This is a genomic window from Streptomyces sp. NBC_00885, from assembly GCF_045207475.1.
GTDB lineage: Bacteria > Actinomycetota > Actinomycetes > Streptomycetales > Streptomycetaceae > Streptomyces.
The window spans coordinates 3,760,139-3,778,459 of the sequence record NZ_CP108796.1; the positions used below are offsets into that span (position 1 = coordinate 3,760,139).

At 65.1% G+C, this 18,321-nt stretch carries 17 protein-coding genes and 1 pseudogene; 9 read left to right on the plus strand and 9 right to left on the minus strand.

Features of this window, described 5'->3' with window-relative positions; translation table 11 throughout:
* Position 1: 1 nt before the first annotated feature.
* Positions 2 to 1,369, minus strand: coding sequence for a glutamate--tRNA ligase (gltX, locus tag OHA61_RS16945; RefSeq protein WP_406307383.1), 1,368 nt, complete (start codon positions 1,367 to 1,369; stop codon positions 2 to 4).
* 364 nt (positions 1,370 to 1,733) lie between these two features.
* Between gltX and OHA61_RS16950 the strand changes: the two genes are divergently transcribed.
* Entirely contained in the window at positions 1,734 to 2,396 is a 663-nt protein-coding gene (locus OHA61_RS16950) for a restriction endonuclease (protein ID WP_406303719.1), read from the plus strand.
* Positions 2,397 to 2,557: 161 nt separating this feature from the next.
* Here OHA61_RS16950 and OHA61_RS16955 read toward each other — a convergent pair whose 3' ends face one another.
* Positions 2,558 to 2,725 carry a hypothetical protein gene (locus OHA61_RS16955; RefSeq protein ID WP_406303720.1) on the minus strand — a complete coding sequence of 56 codons (168 nt, stop codon included), beginning with the start codon at positions 2,723 to 2,725 and terminating at the stop codon, positions 2,558 to 2,560.
* 105 nt (positions 2,726 to 2,830) lie between these two features.
* Between OHA61_RS16955 and OHA61_RS16960 the strand changes: the two genes are divergently transcribed.
* Positions 2,831 to 3,655, plus strand: coding sequence for a 2'-5' RNA ligase family protein (locus tag OHA61_RS16960; protein WP_406303721.1), 825 nt, complete (start codon positions 2,831 to 2,833; stop codon positions 3,653 to 3,655).
* A 66-nt stretch (positions 3,656 to 3,721) separates the two neighbouring features.
* Positions 3,722 to 3,878: pseudogene (locus tag OHA61_RS16965) on the plus strand (IS5/IS1182 family transposase); the annotation flags it as partial.
* Positions 3,879 to 3,903: 25 nt separating this feature from the next.
* On the opposite strand, the gene OHA61_RS16970 reads toward OHA61_RS16965, so the two are convergent.
* Positions 3,904 to 4,572: a DUF6886 family protein gene (locus tag OHA61_RS16970; RefSeq protein WP_406303722.1), complete on the minus strand. Its 669-nt coding sequence runs from the start codon at positions 4,570 to 4,572 to the stop codon at positions 3,904 to 3,906.
* A gap of 262 nt (positions 4,573 to 4,834) precedes the next feature.
* Between OHA61_RS16970 and OHA61_RS16975 the strand changes: the two genes are divergently transcribed.
* On the plus strand, positions 4,835 to 5,497 hold the full coding sequence (locus OHA61_RS16975; RefSeq protein WP_406303723.1) for an HAD family hydrolase: 663 nt from the start codon (positions 4,835 to 4,837) through the stop codon (positions 5,495 to 5,497).
* Between the two features lie 1,140 nt (positions 5,498 to 6,637).
* Positions 6,638 to 7,171, plus strand: coding sequence for a flavoprotein (locus OHA61_RS16980; RefSeq protein ID WP_406303724.1), 534 nt, complete (start codon positions 6,638 to 6,640; stop codon positions 7,169 to 7,171).
* Positions 7,172 to 7,307: 136 nt separating this feature from the next.
* On the opposite strand, the gene OHA61_RS16985 is transcribed toward OHA61_RS16980, so the two are convergent.
* The 5 genes from OHA61_RS16985 to OHA61_RS17005 form a co-directional block, all read right to left on the minus strand.
* Positions 7,308 to 8,141 carry an aminoglycoside phosphotransferase gene (locus OHA61_RS16985; protein ID WP_406303725.1) on the minus strand — a complete coding sequence of 278 codons (834 nt, stop codon included), beginning with the start codon at positions 8,139 to 8,141 and terminating at the stop codon, positions 7,308 to 7,310.
* 23 nt (positions 8,142 to 8,164) lie between these two features.
* Positions 8,165 to 8,887 (minus strand): aldo/keto reductase, encoded by a 723-nt coding sequence (locus OHA61_RS16990; RefSeq protein ID WP_406303726.1) that lies wholly within the window; start codon positions 8,885 to 8,887, stop codon positions 8,165 to 8,167.
* Positions 8,884 to 10,098 carry a JmjC domain-containing protein gene (locus tag OHA61_RS16995; RefSeq protein WP_406303727.1) on the minus strand — a complete coding sequence of 405 codons (1,215 nt, stop codon included), beginning with the start codon at positions 10,096 to 10,098 and terminating at the stop codon, positions 8,884 to 8,886. The genes OHA61_RS16990 and OHA61_RS16995 overlap by 4 nt, the downstream gene beginning before the upstream one ends.
* 10 nt (positions 10,099 to 10,108) lie before the next feature.
* Positions 10,109 to 10,294 carry a hypothetical protein gene (locus OHA61_RS17000; RefSeq protein WP_406303728.1) on the minus strand — a complete coding sequence of 62 codons (186 nt, stop codon included), beginning with the start codon at positions 10,292 to 10,294 and terminating at the stop codon, positions 10,109 to 10,111.
* Positions 10,295 to 10,432: 138 nt separating this feature from the next.
* A complete protein-coding gene (locus tag OHA61_RS17005) occupies positions 10,433 to 11,008 on the minus strand; it encodes an ATP-binding protein (protein ID WP_406303729.1) in 576 nt (191 codons plus the stop codon).
* A gap of 242 nt (positions 11,009 to 11,250) precedes the next feature.
* On the opposite strand from OHA61_RS17005, the gene OHA61_RS17010 reads away from it, so the two are divergent.
* From OHA61_RS17010 to OHA61_RS17025, 4 genes are all read left to right on the plus strand, one after another.
* Positions 11,251 to 12,510 (plus strand): helix-turn-helix domain-containing protein, encoded by a 1,260-nt coding sequence (locus OHA61_RS17010; RefSeq protein WP_406303730.1) that lies wholly within the window; start codon positions 11,251 to 11,253, stop codon positions 12,508 to 12,510.
* Positions 12,507 to 13,019, plus strand: coding sequence for an NUDIX domain-containing protein (locus tag OHA61_RS17015; protein ID WP_406303731.1), 513 nt, complete (start codon positions 12,507 to 12,509; stop codon positions 13,017 to 13,019). Before OHA61_RS17010 ends, OHA61_RS17015 begins: the two co-directional genes overlap by 4 nt.
* A gap of 133 nt (positions 13,020 to 13,152) precedes the next feature.
* Complete coding sequence (locus OHA61_RS17020; protein WP_406303732.1) at positions 13,153 to 15,495, plus strand: hypothetical protein; 2,343 nt, start codon at positions 13,153 to 13,155, stop codon at positions 15,493 to 15,495.
* Between the two features lie 209 nt (positions 15,496 to 15,704).
* Entirely contained in the window at positions 15,705 to 17,141 is a 1,437-nt protein-coding gene (locus tag OHA61_RS17025; RefSeq protein WP_406307384.1) for a DNA phosphorothioation-associated putative methyltransferase, read from the plus strand.
* Positions 17,142 to 17,145: 4 nt separating this feature from the next.
* On the opposite strand, the gene dndA is transcribed toward OHA61_RS17025, so the two are convergent.
* Positions 17,146 to 18,285 (minus strand): cysteine desulfurase DndA, encoded by a 1,140-nt coding sequence (dndA, locus tag OHA61_RS17030; protein WP_406303733.1) that lies wholly within the window; start codon positions 18,283 to 18,285, stop codon positions 17,146 to 17,148.
* Positions 18,286 to 18,321: the final 36 nt, after the last annotated feature.

Here is an 18,321-nt window from a genome sequence, read left to right on the forward strand (position 1 = left end):
GTCAGCCAGCGAGCTTCGCCAGGGCCGCGTCGATCCGGGCCAGCGTGCGGTCCTTGCCGAGGATCTCCAGGGACTCGAAGAGGGGCAGGCCGACCGTGCGGCCCGTGACGGCGACGCGGACCGGGGCCTGGGCCTTGCCCAGCTTCAGGCTGTGCTCCTCGCCGGCGGCCAGGACCGCCTCCTTGAGGGAGTCGGGGCTGGTCCAGTCGGCCGTCTCCAGCTTGGCGCGGGCTGTGGCCAGGAGGGCCGCCGGGTCGCCCTTCATCGCCTTGGTCCAGGACGCCTCGTCCTCCACCGGCTCCTTCAGGAACAGGAAGTCGACGTTGGCCGTGATGTCCGACAGGACGGCCACGCGGGTCTGGGCATGCGGGGCGATCGCCTCCCAGGCGGCCTGGTCGAAGTCCTCGGGCGCCCAGTTGGCGTACGGGGCGCGCAGCCACGGCTCGCAGGCCTCGATGAACTTCTCCACCGGCAGCGCGCGGATGTACTCGCCGTTGAACGCGGACAGCTTTTTGATGTCGAAGAAGGCCGGGGAGGTGTTCACGTCCTCGACGCGGAACTTCTGCTCCAGCTCCTCGTACGGGAGGAGCTCGACGTCGTCGCCGGGGCCCCAGCCGAGCAGCATCAGATAGTTGGCCATCGCCTCGGGCAGGTAGCCCTCGGCGAGGTAGTCCTCAAGGGCAACCTTGTCGCGGCGCTTGGACAGCTTCTGCCGCTTCTCGTTCACGATCACCGGCAGGTGCGCCCATACCGGGGGCTTCGCGCCGAGTGCCTCCCACAGCAGCTGCTGCTTCGGCGTGTTCGACAGGTGCTCGTCACCGCGGATGACCAGGGTGATCCCCTCGTCGAGGTCGTCGACGACGTTGGCGATCAGGAAGACCGGAGAGCCGTCGCCGCGGGCGATGACGAAGTCCTCGATCGCCGAGTTCGGGAAGGACGGCTCACCGCGGACCAGGTCCACGACGACCGTCTCGCCCTCGGTGGGCGTACTGAACCGCAGCGCCCGGCCCTCCACGTACTCGAGGCCCCGGTCCCGGCAGAATCCGTCGTAGCCGAGGTGCTGCGAGCCGGTCCGCTCCTGCACCTGTTCACGGGTGCAGTCGCAGTAGTACGCGCGGCCCTGCGCGTGGAGTTGCTGGGCGGCCTCGCGGTGCCGGTCGGCGTTCTGCGACTGGAAGTAGGGGCCCTCGAACGCGGGATCGTCCTTGGAGATCCCGATGGACGCGAGCGCGCTGATGATCCCGTCGATCCATTCGGGCTTGTTGCGTGCCGCGTCGGTGTCCTCGATACGCAGGACGAACTTGCCCCCCGACTGTCGTGCGACGGCCCAGTTGTAGAGAGCCGACCGGGCCCCGCCAACGTGGAACATTCCGGTCGGAGAAGGGGCGAAACGCACGCGCGTGGAGGCTGTAGACATGCGCGCAAGCCTACCGATTCCCACCGGGTACTCGACCGCACCTTTTCGATCTGTCGGCGTGAAACTACGGACTGCGACCTGCGGCTGGGTGGGACAAGAGCCGGAAGGCTCGTCGAGCACGACACCACCTATATCAACGGGCCTCTGCGGCCAGAAACCTTAGCCCTGGAAGACGCCGCGCAATCGCACAACGCCGAGTTCCAGCCGTGGCGTGAAAGGACGTCTCGGCAGCACCAGCCCGTACTCCGACAATGCCGAGCAGGACGACAGACGAGGGGGGCGTTTGATGCCGAATAGGAAGAGGCGTCGTACGAAAGTGCAGCGCCGACGCGAGATCCGCCGGAAAACAGGTCTGACTGCAGGAGGTGTCGCAGCCGCGCTCTTCGTCCTGTGGGAGTACCCGTGGCTCTTCCTCGGCAGCGTTGGTGCAGTGGCGGTCGGCGTTATGGGCTGGCTCGTCCTGCAGGCGCACCGACGCGAACGCGATGGCGACAGAGCCTGGCGCGCAAAGGACCGCCGCATGGACCTGGAGCGTTCCATGACCGTCATCGACGACATGAGCTGGCAAGACTTCGAGCACTACGTAGCCGAACTCTGTCGGCGCGACGGCTGCACCAACGTCACAGTGGTCGGTGGCTCGGGAGACCTCGCCGCGGATATCCTCGGCCAGATGCCGGATGGCCGGCGCCTCGTAGTCCAGGTGAAGCACTACGCGGCCCACCGGACCGTGCCCAGCGACGACATGCAGAAGTTCGTTGGAATGGCGTTCGCAGAGCACCACGCGGATGTCGCTCTCTTCGTCGCCACCTGCGAGTACGGCAAGGCCGCACGGCAACTCGCCACCAAGCACAACATCGTCGCCTTGAACCGGAACCTTTTCGGCTCCTGGAACAGCGGAGCACCGCTCAGCTCGCTACTTCCGCTGAGCGGTGCTGGCGGTGGAACCCGAAGCAGGCGGCGTACGAACCCCACACCCTGAGCTGCCTCCGCCCATCGAGCACGCCCAGAGAGGGTGCTCGGTATCTACGTCACGTTGACGTGCTCCGGGCAATCATCATAGAAGTACAGCAGTTCACGGATCCAGCAGAGTCGATCGGAGGCAAGCGACCATGCACGTTCCTCTCCATCGCACAGCGCACATCAAGCCACTCCGCTTCGACTGTCGAAGCGCAACGCGGTGAAACCACAGCCTTCGAACACCTCGACGAGCATCGCGATAGGGCTGCTCGTCTTCGGTTGCGGAACTTTGCTGATCAACTCCCTCTTCGGCGTCTGGATAGCCTTCAGCGTGACCACCACCGTTGCCATCGGCCTCGGCCTGGGGGGTGGAGATTCAACACCGGCGAACCGAACAACAAGAGCGTGAAATCAGGGAGTGGAAACGCATCCTGTGGGAGGAGTGGGGCTACCGACGTGACTGAGCCCAGCACCACCACAGCGGCGAAGGCCGCCGCGCCCCTGGGGACCCGCTCTGACTGCTGGCTTCCCGCCGAGGAGGGAGGACTTCTCGCCGGCGACCCGGAGGCCTTCCCAGCCACACCTCCACCCAGCCTCCATGACCCCAGGGCGATCGCCGCACACGACTGGTCTGCCTTCGAAGCCATCGCCGAGATGAAGAACCACTGGGACCGCCCCGGCTGGACTGACACCACCCGCGCCTACTACTGGATGATCACCTTCCCTGGCCCCTCCGCTCTCGCTGACCTCGCTCAACGATGCAAGCACGACCTGCGGCACCTCGCCCTCGACCCGATCGAGCAAGACGGTCTGCACCTCACGATGGGCCGCATCGGGCTTACCTCCGACATCACCCACAGGCAGCTCGACGGCCTAGCCGCGAACGCCGCAGACCTCATGGGATCAGCCTTCACCCTTCAAGCAGTTCCCCTGACCGCGTCACGAGGTGCTATCCGCTTCACCGTCGCTCCGTGGCATCCACTGATCGCCATGCACGCCGCACTGTCCACTGCTGGCGTGCGGAGCGGGATCCCGATGGGGAAGCCGACTTCGAGCCTGCGCCCTCATATCGGCATCGGCTACTTCAACCGCCCCACGCCCGCCGCCCCCGTCCGAGACGCCATCCGGCCCCTGCGCAGACTCGCTGCAGTGGATGTCCTGGTTCATCAGGTCCGCCTTGTCGAACTACGCCGAGAATCGCGCACCTACAGGTGGCAGACGGTCCACTCAGTGAGCTTCTTCAGGCCGATCACCGATCGGGTGATGGACGGCGGTGCGTGACGGACGAAGCTCCCGGGCTGTTGATCGAGATGTCTGACGTCTCAACCCATGAGGCTGAGGGTCTCGTTGGTTGCCTTTCCTGCCGCACTCGACCTGCCGCATGCGCTGGTGGAGTGGGTCGCGATGCTCATCGTCACCCGCGAGGGCGACCGCCGCTGCAAGCTGCGTCCGTTCCAGCACGATGGTGGTGCTGGTGTACCTGCGCGAGCACTCTGTACGGGCGGGACACCGACGGTCACCTGCCGGAGTCAGTGACGTGGCCTGAACAAATTCACCGACTCCGTGCGTTGCCCTGCGCTCCCCTCTCGTTGCCGTTCCACGGCCGCTCCACCGGAGCCCGCTTGGCCGCGGAGCGTTCGCGGTCGGGCCTCGGGCCGGTGTGCGGGGTGCCCCAGGGAGTTGCGCAGCCGGATGCCGTTGAAACCGAGGGTGCTAGAGGTGACGGTCTCCCAGTACGGCCACAGGACGTCCAGAACCCGCAGTTGGATGCCGGCCTCGGCGTGCAGGGCAAGGAGATCGCCGACGTGTTCGGGCGGACCCAGCGGCTCGACGGGTTCCTCCGCGACGTGAGCGCGTGGGGTGGGCTCCCCGATAGGGCGGAAGGGCGTGGAGTCGAATCGGTAGGCGTAGAGGCGAACGTTTCGAATCTCGTCCAACCAGTCGTACTCGATCGCGTGTACTCGATTGCCCCCGCCCGGGCCGATGATCCGCTCGCGGTCTGACGGGGACGTGTCGGGTGTCACCCATGCCATGGCCCGGGGGCACTGCTTCGGGAACCAGTAGTCGGGGGCACGGACGGCGTCGACGGCCCAGACGAAGGACCCCGGATCTTTCGACGTCGGGGAAACGCGTGGGACGAAGCGGGTGATCGTGGGATCCTCGGAGAAGTGCAGTACCTGTCCAGGCTCTGGCCGCATCGGGACATCCCTCTCGGTATATGGCGTGCGTGTGCAAAGAACCAGGCAGCGAGCCTTCGGCGGGGCGGTCGTCGATCACGCCGTGCCCTCCGCCTCAGCCGCCCGGGGGTCCCCTTCGAACCGAGTCTCGCACGCAATATCGTGCTCCGTGACTGGGCAGAGGAGACGGGTCCGGAGCACCTGAAGTGACCCCCATGTCCGCATTTCTGGTGGAATCCGTCCGCCTCGCAGCAGGGGCATGACTGTCCTCTACGCTGCCGGCATGATTCGCGCAGTGGTGTTCGATGTCGGTGAGTGCCTGGTAGACGAGACCCGCGAGTACGGCACGTGGGCCGACTGGCTCGACGTACCGCGCCACACCTTCGCAGCCGTGTTCGGCGCCGTCATCGCTCAAGGCCGCGACTACCGGGAGACGTTTCAAGAGTTCCGGCCCGGCTTCGACCTATACGAAGAGCGCGAGAAGCGCGCCCAGGCAGGCAAGCCTGAATGGTTCGGCGAGGACGATCTCTACTCCGACGTGCGGCCCGCACTAGCCTCGCTGCGACGGGCCGGTCTGTGGCTCGGTATCGCCGGGAACCAGACAGTACGAGCCGGTGGTCTGCTGCGCGAACTATTCACCGGCGACGTCGACCTGATCAGCACCTCAGCCCAATGGGGAGTCTCCAAGCCAGACCCGGAGTTCTTCGTGCGCGTGGCTGAGGCAGCGCCTTTCGAAGTCAACGCGATCCTCTACGTCGGGGATCGACTCGACAACGACATCCGTCCTGCCGTTGAGGCCGGGATGAAGACGGCGCTGGTTCGCCGAGGACCGTGGGGCACCATCCAGCAGGACGCCCCCGACGCTGACCGGCTGCCGGCCTTGCGAATCGACAGCCTCTCCGAACTCGTCAAGGGGATCGCAAAGTTCAACGCGTCAGCGTGCTGAGGTGCACTCAGCCGTGGGTCTGCCTCTGAGGTCCCGTACGTATCGCGCGTTCCACGATGTGGTGAGTGGGCGCGCATGCCGCACTCGTTCCATGCTCGTCGCGCACTACGTCATCATGAGGTAGTCGAGTGTGAGTCCAGCCTTCCCTCAACGTCTTCAGTCTGGAGTTGAGCGACGGCAGCGTTGGTAGACGTGCCAGGCCGTCGCTTCGCTGATGCCGAACGCGGCTCCGAGCTGGGCGTACGTGGCCCCACTCTGCTCACGCATCTGCACTAGATCGGCTTCCTGTTCAACGTTGAGTGCGTACCGTCCGCCCCGACCGGCGGCCGGCACAGGGGGAGGATCGGTGAGGTGGCGCCAAGTCGCGCCCTGTACGGCCGCCCGAACCGTCGCGTACTCCAGACGAAACTTGTCAGCGAGCGATCGCAACGAAGCGCCATTGGCATGGGCACGCCGCATCTCTGACACTGTTACCGCAGTCAGAAGGACCCCGGGGCGGCGTTGCCGCCCCGGGGACTCCTCAGACGCCATTTCATCGACATGCGCCCAGGTAACACCACGGATCGCATCGTGAACGGTGTTGTAAGGGAGGTCGCTTCTCGTTGCGAGATAGCGCACAGACGAGCCACCGGCGTGCTCGCGCCTCAACCTACGCACATTATCCTCGTCCAGCACGGTAGGGCTGGGCTGATCGGGATCAGCAGGCTGAGCCCGACTGATCGGCGGTGGGTCGTTCACCTGCCGCCAGGTAGCGCCATAGACCGCCTTCGACAGCACCCTATTGCTCACACCGATCGCACGCGCAAGACGATCTACTGAAGCCCCATCTCGTACCTGACGCCGGGCATCACGTACCAGATCTGCCGTGAGCACCCTCCGACGGCCAAGGTGGGCCCGCCCTGAGGCATGTGGCGACACGAAAACACTCCCCATCCTCAATGCCTGAGCAGAGTTACGCAGGCAGCCGCGGTTGAGTCAGCTCAGTGGTCCACCACATTCAGCTCGGCAGCTATGGCCAACTCGTCATCATTCTCGCTGTACGCGTCAAATGCCAGACACCATAGGCCGCCTGATGCTCCCCGATGCCGGAATTTGAGCAAGCGGTCCTGATAGATCAACGCCGACAGGGAGACGTTTCGTATGCGTCCAGTGGTGCATCTTGTGGGTTGTGGAACACGCCCTACCGGGGATCTCCCCGACTTCGCGTCCGCGCTGCGGGCGGCCGGATGGGATCCATGCATCGTCCCCAGCCCGGTGGGGCGGCGATTCCTGGACATTGACCGTGCCAAACAGTGCTCTGGGCAGGCGGTGCGCTGGGACTTCGACCCAGATGACCCGGTGGCACTACCGCAGGCAGACGCGGTCGTTGTCGCACCGGCAACGTTCAACACGATCACCAAGCTCGCCGCGGGTATCGCGGACACTCTGGCCCTCGCGGTGACTGCCGAGGCTGTAGGGGCTCAGGTCCCGGTGGTCGTGGTGCCGTGGACGAACTCCAGCTTGGCGGGCCATCCGCTGTACGAACCTGCCCTGCAGTCCCTGCGCGAGTGGGGTGTGCGCATACTGCCAGCCGATCAATCTGATCCCTTCCCGTGGAAGTCACTGCGCGGCGTACTCAGGCGCATCCACTATGACCTCGTTCACGCGGCAGCAGACAGCACGACTTCCTCATAGGCGGGTCGGGACAGTTGCGCAGCAACTCCCAGCACGCAGGGCCCCTTCCGCTCCTGATGCGGAAGGGGCCCAACCTCACGAAGACCCCCCGGCCCCGAATGAACCACCCAGGCACGGCACGAGACCCGAGTTCGAGTCAGCCCAGTTCCCTCAGCAGTGACTCGGCCACAGCGGCCATTGTGTCGGTCTGCGGCCCTGGAGTACCTGTTCGCTTGAACGCTCTCGCAGTGTTGGCGCACAGCAGCAGGCGGGAGAGGCGTCCGGTTCGGGTGGACAGGACCTCGTCGAAGAGGGACAGCACTCGCTCGGCGAGATGCGGCACGGGCAGTGACGCGGTCCACAGGCAGGCGGCGTCCCAACCGACAGGGCCCATGCCCCAGCTCTCCCAGTCCAGGATGCCGAGCGAGGGACCGCAAAGGTTGGCGTAGCCGAGGTCGCCGTGAGCGCAGGCCCAGTCGGTGATCGTGGTGTCGACTTCGTCGCCGTACACCTCCTGGATGCGGGAGGTGAGGTGCGTCTGGCTCATGGACACCCGGTCGGTGGTGTGGCCGGCCAGGCTGGCGAGGGCGGTGTGCAGGTCGCTCCACCACTGATCGGGCAGGTAGGGATCGGCGCCGATATCTCCGGATGACGAGAGTGCGCCGCCGTCCATGCGCGTCATCTCATCGACGCGCCAGATGACCTCTCTCCTCAGGTCTGTCCAGGAGGCGGCGGCGAACCACTCGGGGCGGGGCACGCCCGTGATGGCGGCTGCTGCTTCGAAGCCCGTCCATGCCTGGGTGTTGAACTTGTCGGGACGACGCCATGCGAGGCGTACCCAGGTCCCGGTGTCGGTGGGAAATCCGGCGCTGCCGTTGTACTTGCTGTAGTGGCCGTCTTGGCGCTTGAGCTGCCGTCCCAGTCGTCGCTCGGTACTGTCCAGGACGTCGTCGATCGGTACGGTGGACAGGTCGTCCAAGGAGGGCTGCACTCGGGGTCCTTTCCCGCTCTGGCTCACTGGTGCACCGTAGCCCTCTGGCGCAGCAGCGTCCGATACTGCTGCACCGTCTCGGTGTTGGCCGCCAGCGTGCTTGCATGGACGGCATCGGCGAGGTGGTCGAGCCGGGAGGTCCCGACGGCCAGCCGTGACACCTCGGGGACCGCGAAGGCCGCCCCGATCGCCGCCTGCAGTGGTGTGGCCTCCTGGCCGGTGGCCAGGAAGAGCGAGGTGTCGACCTTGGCCCACACCGGGTCGGTGGTGCTGCCGCCGAAGGGTGCCATACCCCACACGTCCTGTGCACCCGATCGTGCGGCCAGCTCCTCGCCGGCGTCGAGTACGCCGCTGGGCACCGCGAGTCCGGCCCGGATCATCACCGTGTCCGGCCGGGGCGCGCCCCGTTCGGCTTCGAGGAGGGGGCGCGGATCCCAGCTGGAGATGCCCCAGGCGCGGCACAGCCCCTCGTCCTTGAGCTCGGCCAGGAGCGCGCAGGCGTCGGCGAAGCCGTCGGGTGAGCACTCCGCGTTGTGCAACAGCACGGTGTCCGGGACTGCGCCAAGAGCCTCAGTCGTCCGCTCCACGGCCTGCCGCAGCCGCTTGGGATCCACGTCGTGGCCGTCGGGGAAGTACCCCACCTTCGTGGAGATGGTGAAGCTCGGCAGCAGGTCCGCGGCGGCCCTGGCCAGGGCCCGGTGTGCGCCGAAGCAGTGGTAATTGAACGCAGTGTCCAAGGCCGTCACGCCAAGGTTGAGGGCTCCTTCGAGAAGTTCACGGGTGGCACGAGCCCGGTATAGGCCCAGGACGATTCGTCGGTCAGCGGTGCGCACAGCCCCTCCTCGATGAGATGCCTGGCCAGCGTCGTAAGGTCCTTTCCGCCGTTCACGAGGCGGACCGGGTGTCCGGACAGCAGCGCGCGAAGCTCAGGCTCGGCCCGCTCGTGGAACGTCAGCCGCTTGCCTCCCGCGATCACCTGCACAGTGCTGTCCGAGGATGTGATCACCGGCTCGAACTCAGTGACGGCCGCCACCGTGTCCGCGCGGCCGAACGTCGGGATGAACGGCATGTGCCGGGCCGACGGAGTGTTCGCCCGCAACTGGTCCAGGTAACGCTCGGGGGTGTACTCGCTGGCGAGTAAGGCCAGCTTCTTGGTGAGCAGCGTGCCAGCGACGGTGTCTTCGCTGCGCTCCAGGTCCGTGCGGAAGTCCGTGTCGGCGCGTGCTGCGTCGGACAGGAAGTTGGCCCAGGTCACGCCGGTGCGCTTGGTAATGCCGAAGGTCACGTGCAGAGAGTGGCCTTCGTTTCCGGAGCCGATCCGGGTCGCGGTGTGCCAGAAGCCGCGGGGTATGTGCATGACGTCCCCGGCCTGCATGGTCCCCTTCCACAGGACCTCCTCCGGCTGGGTCAGGTTCCGTTCGGCGTCCCGGTACATCGGCGCAGGCCGCGAAGGTCCGCGGACCTCCCAGGACTTCTCGCCGGAGAGCTGGACGGCGATCACGTCGTGGTCGTCCCAGTGCAGATGGAAGCCGTCGGTGTCGCCGACGGCCAGATAGGCGTTGGCGGAGGCCAGTTCGCCCGACCACCAGCCCAGGGCACGGCAGGCGACTTCCAGCGTCGGGTCGAAGAAGTCCACATGGTCGAGGACCACCGTCCCGCCGCCGTTGAGGATGCGGCCGAGGGCTGCCATGTCGGCCTGCTGCACGGCCTGCCTGCGCCGGTTGACGGCTGTGGACAGGAACGTCGACGGGTGTACCTCGTCGCCCTCGGCGTAGCAGCGCAGTTGCGGGTTGGCCAGGTGACGGCGCTGGATGATCTCCAGCAGTCGGTAGGGGGTCATCAGCCGGGTGATCAGGTCCGTATCCGCGAGGTGCCCGCGGACGAACCGGGTGCCCATGGCGCCCGGCCCGTCCCAGCCGAGCGCCTTCTCGATACCGGTGACGAGCCGGTGCTCCATGGTTTTCTCCTTACTGCTTGGGGAGGTTCCGGTCGCGGTTGTCACCGTCATCGCCCGCGCTGTTCTGCGAGCTGGTGATGTCGGAACGCTCCGCCTCGCTGCGATCGTGTGCTGTGGCGAGGTCCTCGACCGCGAGCAGCAGGCCGACATTGCTGCCGGTGCGCTCCTCGCCCTTGGGCTTCTTGGCGCTCTTCACTCGGTTCTCCCTTCGATTAGGCCCCGCGGGCGCGGGGCGTCGGATTGCGCAGTGGGTGGACGCGGAGTCGGGCGCATCCGTAGTGCCTGTGGTGCGACAGCTCCTCACCGGTCAGGCGACGGATGCTGAGGAACTGCCCTACGCCGCCTGCGGCCCGACCTCGGGCGGCGAGTCATGCCCCGGCCAGCCAAGGCCGGTGGGCTGCGGCCGGTACGTCGTCTCGGCCCGATGGCTGGGGAGAAACGGCTGCATCACGCGGTGGACGTACGGTCCGGATCGCGCTGCGAAGTAACGGCGCAGGACAGCCGCACGCAGGAGTGGGGGCGGTTTCGGTACCGCGATCTCGGCCCACACGCGTTTGCCGCGCTCGACGTGTTGCCAGCCAGTACGGGCGGCGAGAGCACCGACGAGCCCCATGCCCCGGCCGTGCTCCTCCTCCACACCGGCCTCGTGTGCCAGCGGGGCATCACTGCTGGTATCGAGGACCTCGATCAGGAGGCGACCGGGCTGGTGATACAGCGAAATGGTCACCGCCCCGGTGGTGTGGACGACCGCGTTGGTGACCAGTTCGGATGCCACAACACCGACGGTGCAGGCAGTGTCGTCGTCCAGGGGGACGCCCCACGCCCGGGTCTTCTCAACGATCGCACGGCGGGCAGCAGGAACCTCGCTGCTGGTGCCCGTGATGTCGAAGCGGGTGACGAGCGTAGGCATGGCGGACGCCTCCGAAAAACGGACGAGGACGGCCCCGTCCCCGACGGGGGTCACGGGGGCGGGACCGCCGATCTGGCAGCCAGCCGGAGTAGGAACGCTGCGGTTCTCTCGCTCCGGGCCGGCAGAACGTAAGCCAACGCCCTGACCCGGGCTCCATGTGACTCCAGCCAGTGACTCCAAGATGGAGTCACCGCGTCCTCATGGGTCATAACCTCGAATGACGCTATGAGGGGGCAGTTTTGATGGGCCGACAGCAGCAGGATCTACGCGAGGTCGTCGTCGGGCTGCTCGGTGATCCACGCCTGCTTGCCGCGTGTGCGGAGCGCGACATGGGGGCCCTGTTCAGGCTGCTCAACCACCGCGGCGTCAGCACCCGCCGCATCGCGGCAGCGGTGGACATTACGCAGGGGCGGCTCTACGACTACATGAACGGCAAGAGCCGCGTGGAGAAGCTTTCGGTTTTCGAGCAGATCGCCGACGCCCTCCACGTTCCCGGCCACCTGCTCGGGCTCGCGCGCCGCTCGTGGGAACCCCAAGCCCCGACACCGCAGAAGTCTGTGGAGACACCGCCCAACGGTGACGACCTGGCCGCCATGGATGCGTTCCGCAATGCAGACCGGCAAGCGGGCGGCGGCCGTCTGTACGGAGCACTCGTCCGCCATCTGCACAACGACGTTGGACCGCGGCTCGTAGATGCCCGCTCTGGTCTTCAGATCTTCGCGGCTGCCGCGGCATTCACCGAGATGGCCGGCTGGATGGCACACGACACAGGACACGATGAACTCGCTCAGCAGCACTTCGACCGTGCCCTGCCTCTCGCCCGTACCTCGGGCGACCTCACCTTGGCGGCCAACATCACAGCGAGCAGCAGCCATCTCGCCCTCCAGACAGGTGATCCGGCCCAGGCGACGCACTTGGCTCGGACTGGCCTCGAAAATGTGGCCCACGGCCCGAGCATCCCGTCGTTGACCGCAAGGCTGCACACCATGCACGCCCGGGCCCTCGCCGCCACGCAGCAGCACGACCCCGCGGTGCGCGCACTCGACACGGCCCACACGGTTCTCGGAACATCGGTGGAGGCAGAACACCCGTGGATCAGCCCTTTCGACGCCGCCGCGCTCGCGAGTGAAGCCGCCCTGGTCATGCGGGACCTGGAAAGGTGCGACGAGGCGCTCGCCCATGCGGAGCAGGCAATCAGTCTCCGGGAGAACGACCGGGCACGGTCACTGGCACTGAGCCGCATCACCCTCGTCGGCATCCACGTCCACCGCGCCGACCTCGACGCCGCCGTCCACTTCGGACTCACGCTGCTGACGACGAGCCCCAACCTCAGCTCCATCCGAGTCGTCCACCAGCTCGACGAACTGCGCGGCATGCTGGAGCCTCACCGGGGATACCCACCCGTGCGGGACTTCCTGGCTCGATTCGATGACGCGGCACGGGCCAGAATGCTGTTGCTGGCCGACATCATCACGCCCCACAGCGGAGGCACCCTTCCATGAGGCCCACACCCGCAGACCCCGCCGCCTGGAACGCCTACCTGGCCGAGGGCAACGCCACCCAGGCCCGCAAGCGCGTCTCCGCCGATGTCGTGCTGCGCGACGGCCAAGGCCACGTGCTGCTGGTGAACCCCACGTACAAGCCCGCATGGGATCTGCCAGGCGGCATGGTCGAGGCCAACGAACCCCCCGAGGACGCAGCAGTCCGAGAACTGAAGGAGGAGCTGGGACTCCACGTCACCCTGCAGCGGGAGTTGGTCGTGGACTGGGTGGGGCCGCACGGGCCATGGGACGACCAGCTAGCGTTCATCTTCGACGGCGGCATCATCGACGAAGAAGCGGCTGGCACGCTGCGGCCGCAGGACGAAGAGCTTGCCGAGCTCGCGTTCTTCTCCCCCACGGAAGCCGGAACACTGTTGCGGCCACGGCTTACCCGCCGCTTCGAAGCAGCCCTCGCCGCCCTCGCAGACGGGCGGCCACGCTACCTCCGCAACGGCGCCTCCCCCTGGTAGCCCTGCCACGTCCCCGTCCGTATCTCTTCACCGCTTTCTGTAAGTTGTCGAAGCGAATCACCGATACTGGCCCCCCGTGGCATCGGCTGGGGCCCGCCACAACTTGGGGGCGCTTCCAAGTAGCCTTTAGCGCATGACCAGTTCACACTCTGCTCGGTACCCCGGAGAGGCGTTCGCTCGCCCAAGCTATCGGCTGCACACGCTTGGATGGCGAGCGTTCGAGGATCTCGCATTGGCCATCATGAGAGAGATCCTGGGGCCGACCGTGGTGAGTTTCGCCGAGGGCGGAGACGGTGGACGTGATGGCGCCTTCTACGGTGATTGGGAGCCGGATACCAAGGCGCCAATGCCCTTCGGGGGCCCGGGTGCCAGCCGCCTGACAGGGCCTTTCGTCATTCAATGCAAGTTTGTTCAGAACGAGTCGGACACGCTGAAACCATCGGATGTTTCCGGTGAAGTGAAGAAAGTCAGCAAACTGGTCGCAGATGGAATCTGCTCAACCTACGTTCTCATGACTAATGCACGCGTCACAGCAGGCAGCGAGAGAGTGATGCGTGACATGTTTCAGGCCGCCGGAGCCAAGCACGCCCTCGTGCTGAGCGGGACCTGGATACAGGAAATGATAACTAGCAGCGTGAGCCTGCGCAGAAATATCCCGCGAGTATATGGGCTGGGTGACCTGACTCAGATCCTTGACGAAAGACGATACAGTCAAGCCCACGCCTTCCTGTCACACCTAGGTGACGAGAGTCTGGCCACATTCGCACGAACCAAATTTTACGCACAGGCCATGGACTATCTGGATAATCGCGGATTCACCATCCTGGTCGGTGGAGCGGGTTCCGGAAAGTCGATCAGTGCAGCCGCTCTCGCTATGGGCATAGTGGATGCTTATGGCAGCGCCGCCATTAAGGTTGACGCACCTGAAGAATTCAAGGACTCATGGAACCCGCAAGAGCCAGACCAGCTCTTCTGGGTTGACGACGCGTTTGGCGTCTACAGGTTCGATGCCCGGTCTACCGAGAAGTGGGTTCGCAACTACGGGCTGATGCAAACTGCAATCAAGAACGGTGCACGTTTCATCTTCACTAGCCGCGACTACATCCTCGAAGCCGCACGATACGAGTTCAAGGGAACCGCAAGGGAACTCCTCGACTGCCACGTGGACCTGTCCCCCCATGACCTGACACTGAGGGAAAGGGAGCAGATTATCTACAATCACCTGCGGTACGGAGACCAGCCCAAGAGTTTCCTCACAGAAATCAAGGACCACCTACCTGCCGCAGCCCGCTCCACATCCTTCACCCCCGAACAAGCCAGAAGGCTGGGAAGCACACACCTATCATCCGGACTTGAAAGTGGGTCAGAGCGGCAGCTGCTGGACTTCTTCGAGAATCCCATCGACCATCTCTGTGAGGTACTCAGAGGACTGGATCAAGATTCACTATCCGCGTTGTGCCTGGTGTACATGGCCGGCGGAGGACTGAAGTCACCCCTCGCCTTCACCTCGCGGGAAGTAGAAGTACTGGATCTCGTAGGGGGAACCAAGGCCGGAGTGACTCAGGCCCTTAGCCGCTGGAAAGACTCATTCCTCCTCAGAGTTAACACTCGGACAAGCCCGCAGTGGAAGTTCTACCACCCCAGTCTGGCGCACGCCCTCGCAAAACACATCGGCCAGAATGCCGAGTTGGTCGAGATCTTCATCTCCGGACTGACCGAGAGGGCACTGTTCACCATTGTCGACTGCGGAGGCCAAAAAGATGTTTCCCGTGAGACCGTCACGATCCCGGAGGTGTGCTACGACCTCCTCATCAACCGGATCTCGGAACTTCAGGACAGTCATCTTCTGTGCGAGTCGCCTGGCTTTGTAGAGTTCCTCTCCTCATGCTGCAGTGAAGTCTTCCTGCTGAGGCTGGCAGAGTTGAGAGGGAGCATCGTCGGCAAGTTCACCAATACCGGCACGCTTCGCTTCGGGGCAAGCGGCATCAAGCTCTTGGCGCGCCTTTACAGAGCAGGGCTGCTCTCGGAAGAGGAACGGAGGTCTGCCGTTTCCAAAATCATAGAGAGCGCCGCATCCATCCCCGATCTCGAAGTCGACTTCGATTGGGCTGAAACCTCCGCAACTGCCGAGCTTGCCACCGTCGATGAATACCGAGAACTCCGAGAGGGAGTCTTCCGCGCAGTCATCCCCGAACTGGCGGATGTGATAGAAGATCCGGGGAGCACCATTGAATGGGAATCAGAAGAAGACTGGCTCCAGGTTACGCAACACTACGAGGCCGCGGTGCGCGCATACCGCAGCGCCTACGAGGATCACCCGGACGCATCCGCTGAGCTCGAGTACACCGAAGACGTACTCCGCACTTACCTGTACTCATCTCCTATGTGCGGTGGGGGCTTCGATGAGGAGGAGAGCGAAGCGGCAGACGACGACACTGGGAGCCGGAGCATCTTCGATGACCTGGACTCCGTCTAGGCACGCAGGGCGGTCCCACATCACGAGGGAGAAGTCCGCCATCCACAGGCTGTGTGGATGGCGGGCGCTGCCGGGGACAGACCAGCCCAGGCTTGTAGACGTCGATGCCCCTTGCCGGCAGCCGGTCGCCTTCCCGCGAAACCGCCAATCTTGCGGGCGCCCACCGTTACCCTCCGCTTGTCACCCAGTTGTGCAAGGGCGTGAGCAAGGTGCAGCAGGCATGGAACAGCGACCGCAGACTGACCGCGATCAGCCGCACGAGCCTCTCTGTGCCTGCCAGACAGGCTGTGATCGACAGGCAGGTATTCCCCGGACGTTTCGTCCTTGACTACGGCTGCGGCCGCGGTGGCGACGTGCGGACCCTTCAGCAACTGGACTGCCGGGCCGTTGGTTGGGATCCGTTCTACCTACCTGAGACGAGGCTGGAGCCCGCGGACGTTGTTCTTCTTACCTACGTCCTCAACGTCATCGAGGATCCACAGGAGCGGCGAAAGACGCTGAAGGCAGCATGGAACCTGGCCGGAACAGTCCTGGTTGCCTCAGCACGACTGACGTGGGAGAAGTCGAAGGTCCGGGGTGAGGCGTTCGGTGACGGCCTGCTCACCAGCCGGCAGACGTTCCAACACCTCTTCGGGGCGAGCGAACTACGCAACTACGTCGAAGAAGTAACGGGCGTACGGACTGTCTCCGCAGCGCCAGGAATTGTCTATGCCTTCAAGGACGAGAGAGCGCGGCTGAGCTACCTCGCTCAACGGATCGTTCCCGACGCAGAGTGGCTCGCCTCCGAGGACACGACCTCGGCGATCGCCGCAGTTGTCGACCACGTGGAACGGCGTGGACGCCTTCCCCGCATGGAGGAAGTGCCCCAGCCGATGGCCGAACTCCTCGGCCATCTACGCCCCAATGAACTGCGCCGCCTAGTTCGGGACTCCGCCGACCAGGCCAAGACCGAGGAGGGCGGCAAGCGGACCACGCTCAATACGCTGCTCTTCCTGGCCGTCGAGCTCTTCAACGGCCGCGGGCCCTTCAGCAGCCTCCCCCTCAGTGTCCAACTCGACGTCCGCGCCTTCTTCTCCTCCTACAAGGAAGCCTGCCAGCGATCCGACCGGCTGCTGCTCAAGCTGCGTGACGACACGTACATCCGCGGCGCCATGAACGCCTCCGCAGTTGGGAAGCTGACCCCTACCGCCTTGTACGTCCACCAGCGAGCTATCGAACGTATGCCCACCGTGCTACGCCTCTACGAGCACTGCGCTTCGATCGCCGCCGGCCGCCCGCAACAATGGACCCTGACCAAGCTCCGCCACCAGGGCCGGGCGGTGAGCTGGCTGGACTACCCGGAATTCGACACCGACCCACATCCAAGGACGCTGTCCTCGTACCAAGTGGACTTGAAAACGCTGGAGACGTCCTTCACCTCGTACGCCGAATCCCTGAACAGGCCTCTACTCCATCGCAAGCACGAGTTCCTGGCCCCAGATGATCCTGACGTCGAGCGGTACAAGCGACTGACGGCCGCAGAGATGAAGGCGGGACTGTACGAGCACCCTCACCTCATTGGCACGGAGAACGGCTGGGAAACCGAGCTCAACCGCTGCGGCCGTGAGCTTCGCGGCCATCGATTAGTTCGGCGTGCCGAAAGCTGAGAGGTCACGCGGGATCCGGTTGCATCTGCACGATCATGTCTGCCAGCTCATCAGCGTCCAAGTCGGCAGCCTGGCTTGGGAACCAGGACAGCCGGAGTCCGTTCGATGCCAATTCCTCCGGCAGGCCCATAGCCGTGAGCACGTGACTAGGCGTGTATGAGGCGCTCGTGCATGCGGACCCAGTCGCGACGGCGACGTGCTCCTTCAGCCGAACGATGAGCGCCTCGGCGTCGACACCGTCGAACGACAGGTTGAGGATGTGCGGGACCACGTGGTCTTGATCGCCGTGGATGTGGAAGCGAGTCTTTGCCAACGCGTCCAAGATGCGGGTGCGGAGCTCCGCCGCGCTCCTGCTCCACTGCGCGTGGTCCTTCTGGAAAATCTTCGCCGCTTCGGCAAGCCCCATGATCAGCGGCACCGCCAGCGTTCCCGGCCGCAGCCCTCGCTCCTGACCACCACCGAACATGATCGGCTGGAGAGGCAGCTCATCAAAGCCCCGGTCGCGGGCAATCAACATCCCCACCCCCTTCGGGGCACCGATCTTGTGGCCACTGACACTGATCAAATCGATGGGCGCAGTCAGATCCTGCGGTAGCTTCCCATAACCCTGCGCCGCGTCTACATGGAAGAAGGTCTGAGTCTCTCCCAGCCGTTCGGCGAGCTCGACCACGGGCTGGACGACACCGGTCTCGTTGTTGACGTGCATCAGAGAGACGAGGAGCGTGTCCGGGCGCAGTCGGCCCATCACCGCATCTACAGACACGCGACCGGACAGGCCAGGCTCGATAAAGTCGACCTCGAAGCCACGGGACTGAAGATGCTGTAGCGGCTCGATGACTGCCTTGTGCTCGATGGCCGACGTGATGATGTGACGCCGACCACTCTGCTCGCCGCGGGAAGCGAGACCGAGCAACGCGATGTTGTTGCTCTCAGTAGCCCCACTCGTGAAGATCAACTCGTCTGGGTCGGCGTCGAAGGTACCGGCCAGGTACTGGCGCGCCTGCTGCACTGCCCGCTTCGCGCGGCTGCCGTATCCATGGGTACGACTGCCCGCGTTGCCGAAATCTTCGGTCATCCAATGCAGGACGACTTCCGCCACGCGCGGGTCCACGCGCGTGGTCGCTGCCGCGTCGAGATACGTCACCACTAGCCCCACCAGACCTCTGTGCGTTAATCCAGC

Coding starts and splice junctions, on each gene's coding strand:
- OHA61_RS17010 (WP_406303730.1), top strand. CDS start 11,251: ATGGGCCGACAGCAGCAGGATCTACGCGAGGTCGTCGTCGGGCTGCTC.
- gltX (WP_406307383.1), bottom strand. CDS start 1,369: ATGTTCCACGTTGGCGGGGCCCGGTCGGCTCTCTACAACTGGGCCGTC.
- OHA61_RS16995 (WP_406303727.1), bottom strand. CDS start 10,098: ATGGAGCACCGGCTCGTCACCGGTATCGAGAAGGCGCTCGGCTGGGAC.
- OHA61_RS17020 (WP_406303732.1), top strand. CDS start 13,153: ATGACCAGTTCACACTCTGCTCGGTACCCCGGAGAGGCGTTCGCTCGC.
- OHA61_RS16970 (WP_406303722.1), bottom strand. CDS start 4,572: ATGCGGCCAGAGCCTGGACAGGTACTGCACTTCTCCGAGGATCCCACG.
- OHA61_RS17015 (WP_406303731.1), top strand. CDS start 12,507: ATGAGGCCCACACCCGCAGACCCCGCCGCCTGGAACGCCTACCTGGCC.
- OHA61_RS16980 (WP_406303724.1), top strand. CDS start 6,638: ATGCGTCCAGTGGTGCATCTTGTGGGTTGTGGAACACGCCCTACCGGG.
- OHA61_RS17005 (WP_406303729.1), bottom strand. CDS start 11,008: ATGCCTACGCTCGTCACCCGCTTCGACATCACGGGCACCAGCAGCGAG.
- OHA61_RS16975 (WP_406303723.1), top strand. CDS start 4,835: ATGATTCGCGCAGTGGTGTTCGATGTCGGTGAGTGCCTGGTAGACGAG.
- OHA61_RS16955 (WP_406303720.1), bottom strand. CDS start 2,725: ATGGCAACGGTGGTGGTCACGCTGAAGGCTATCCAGACGCCGAAGAGG.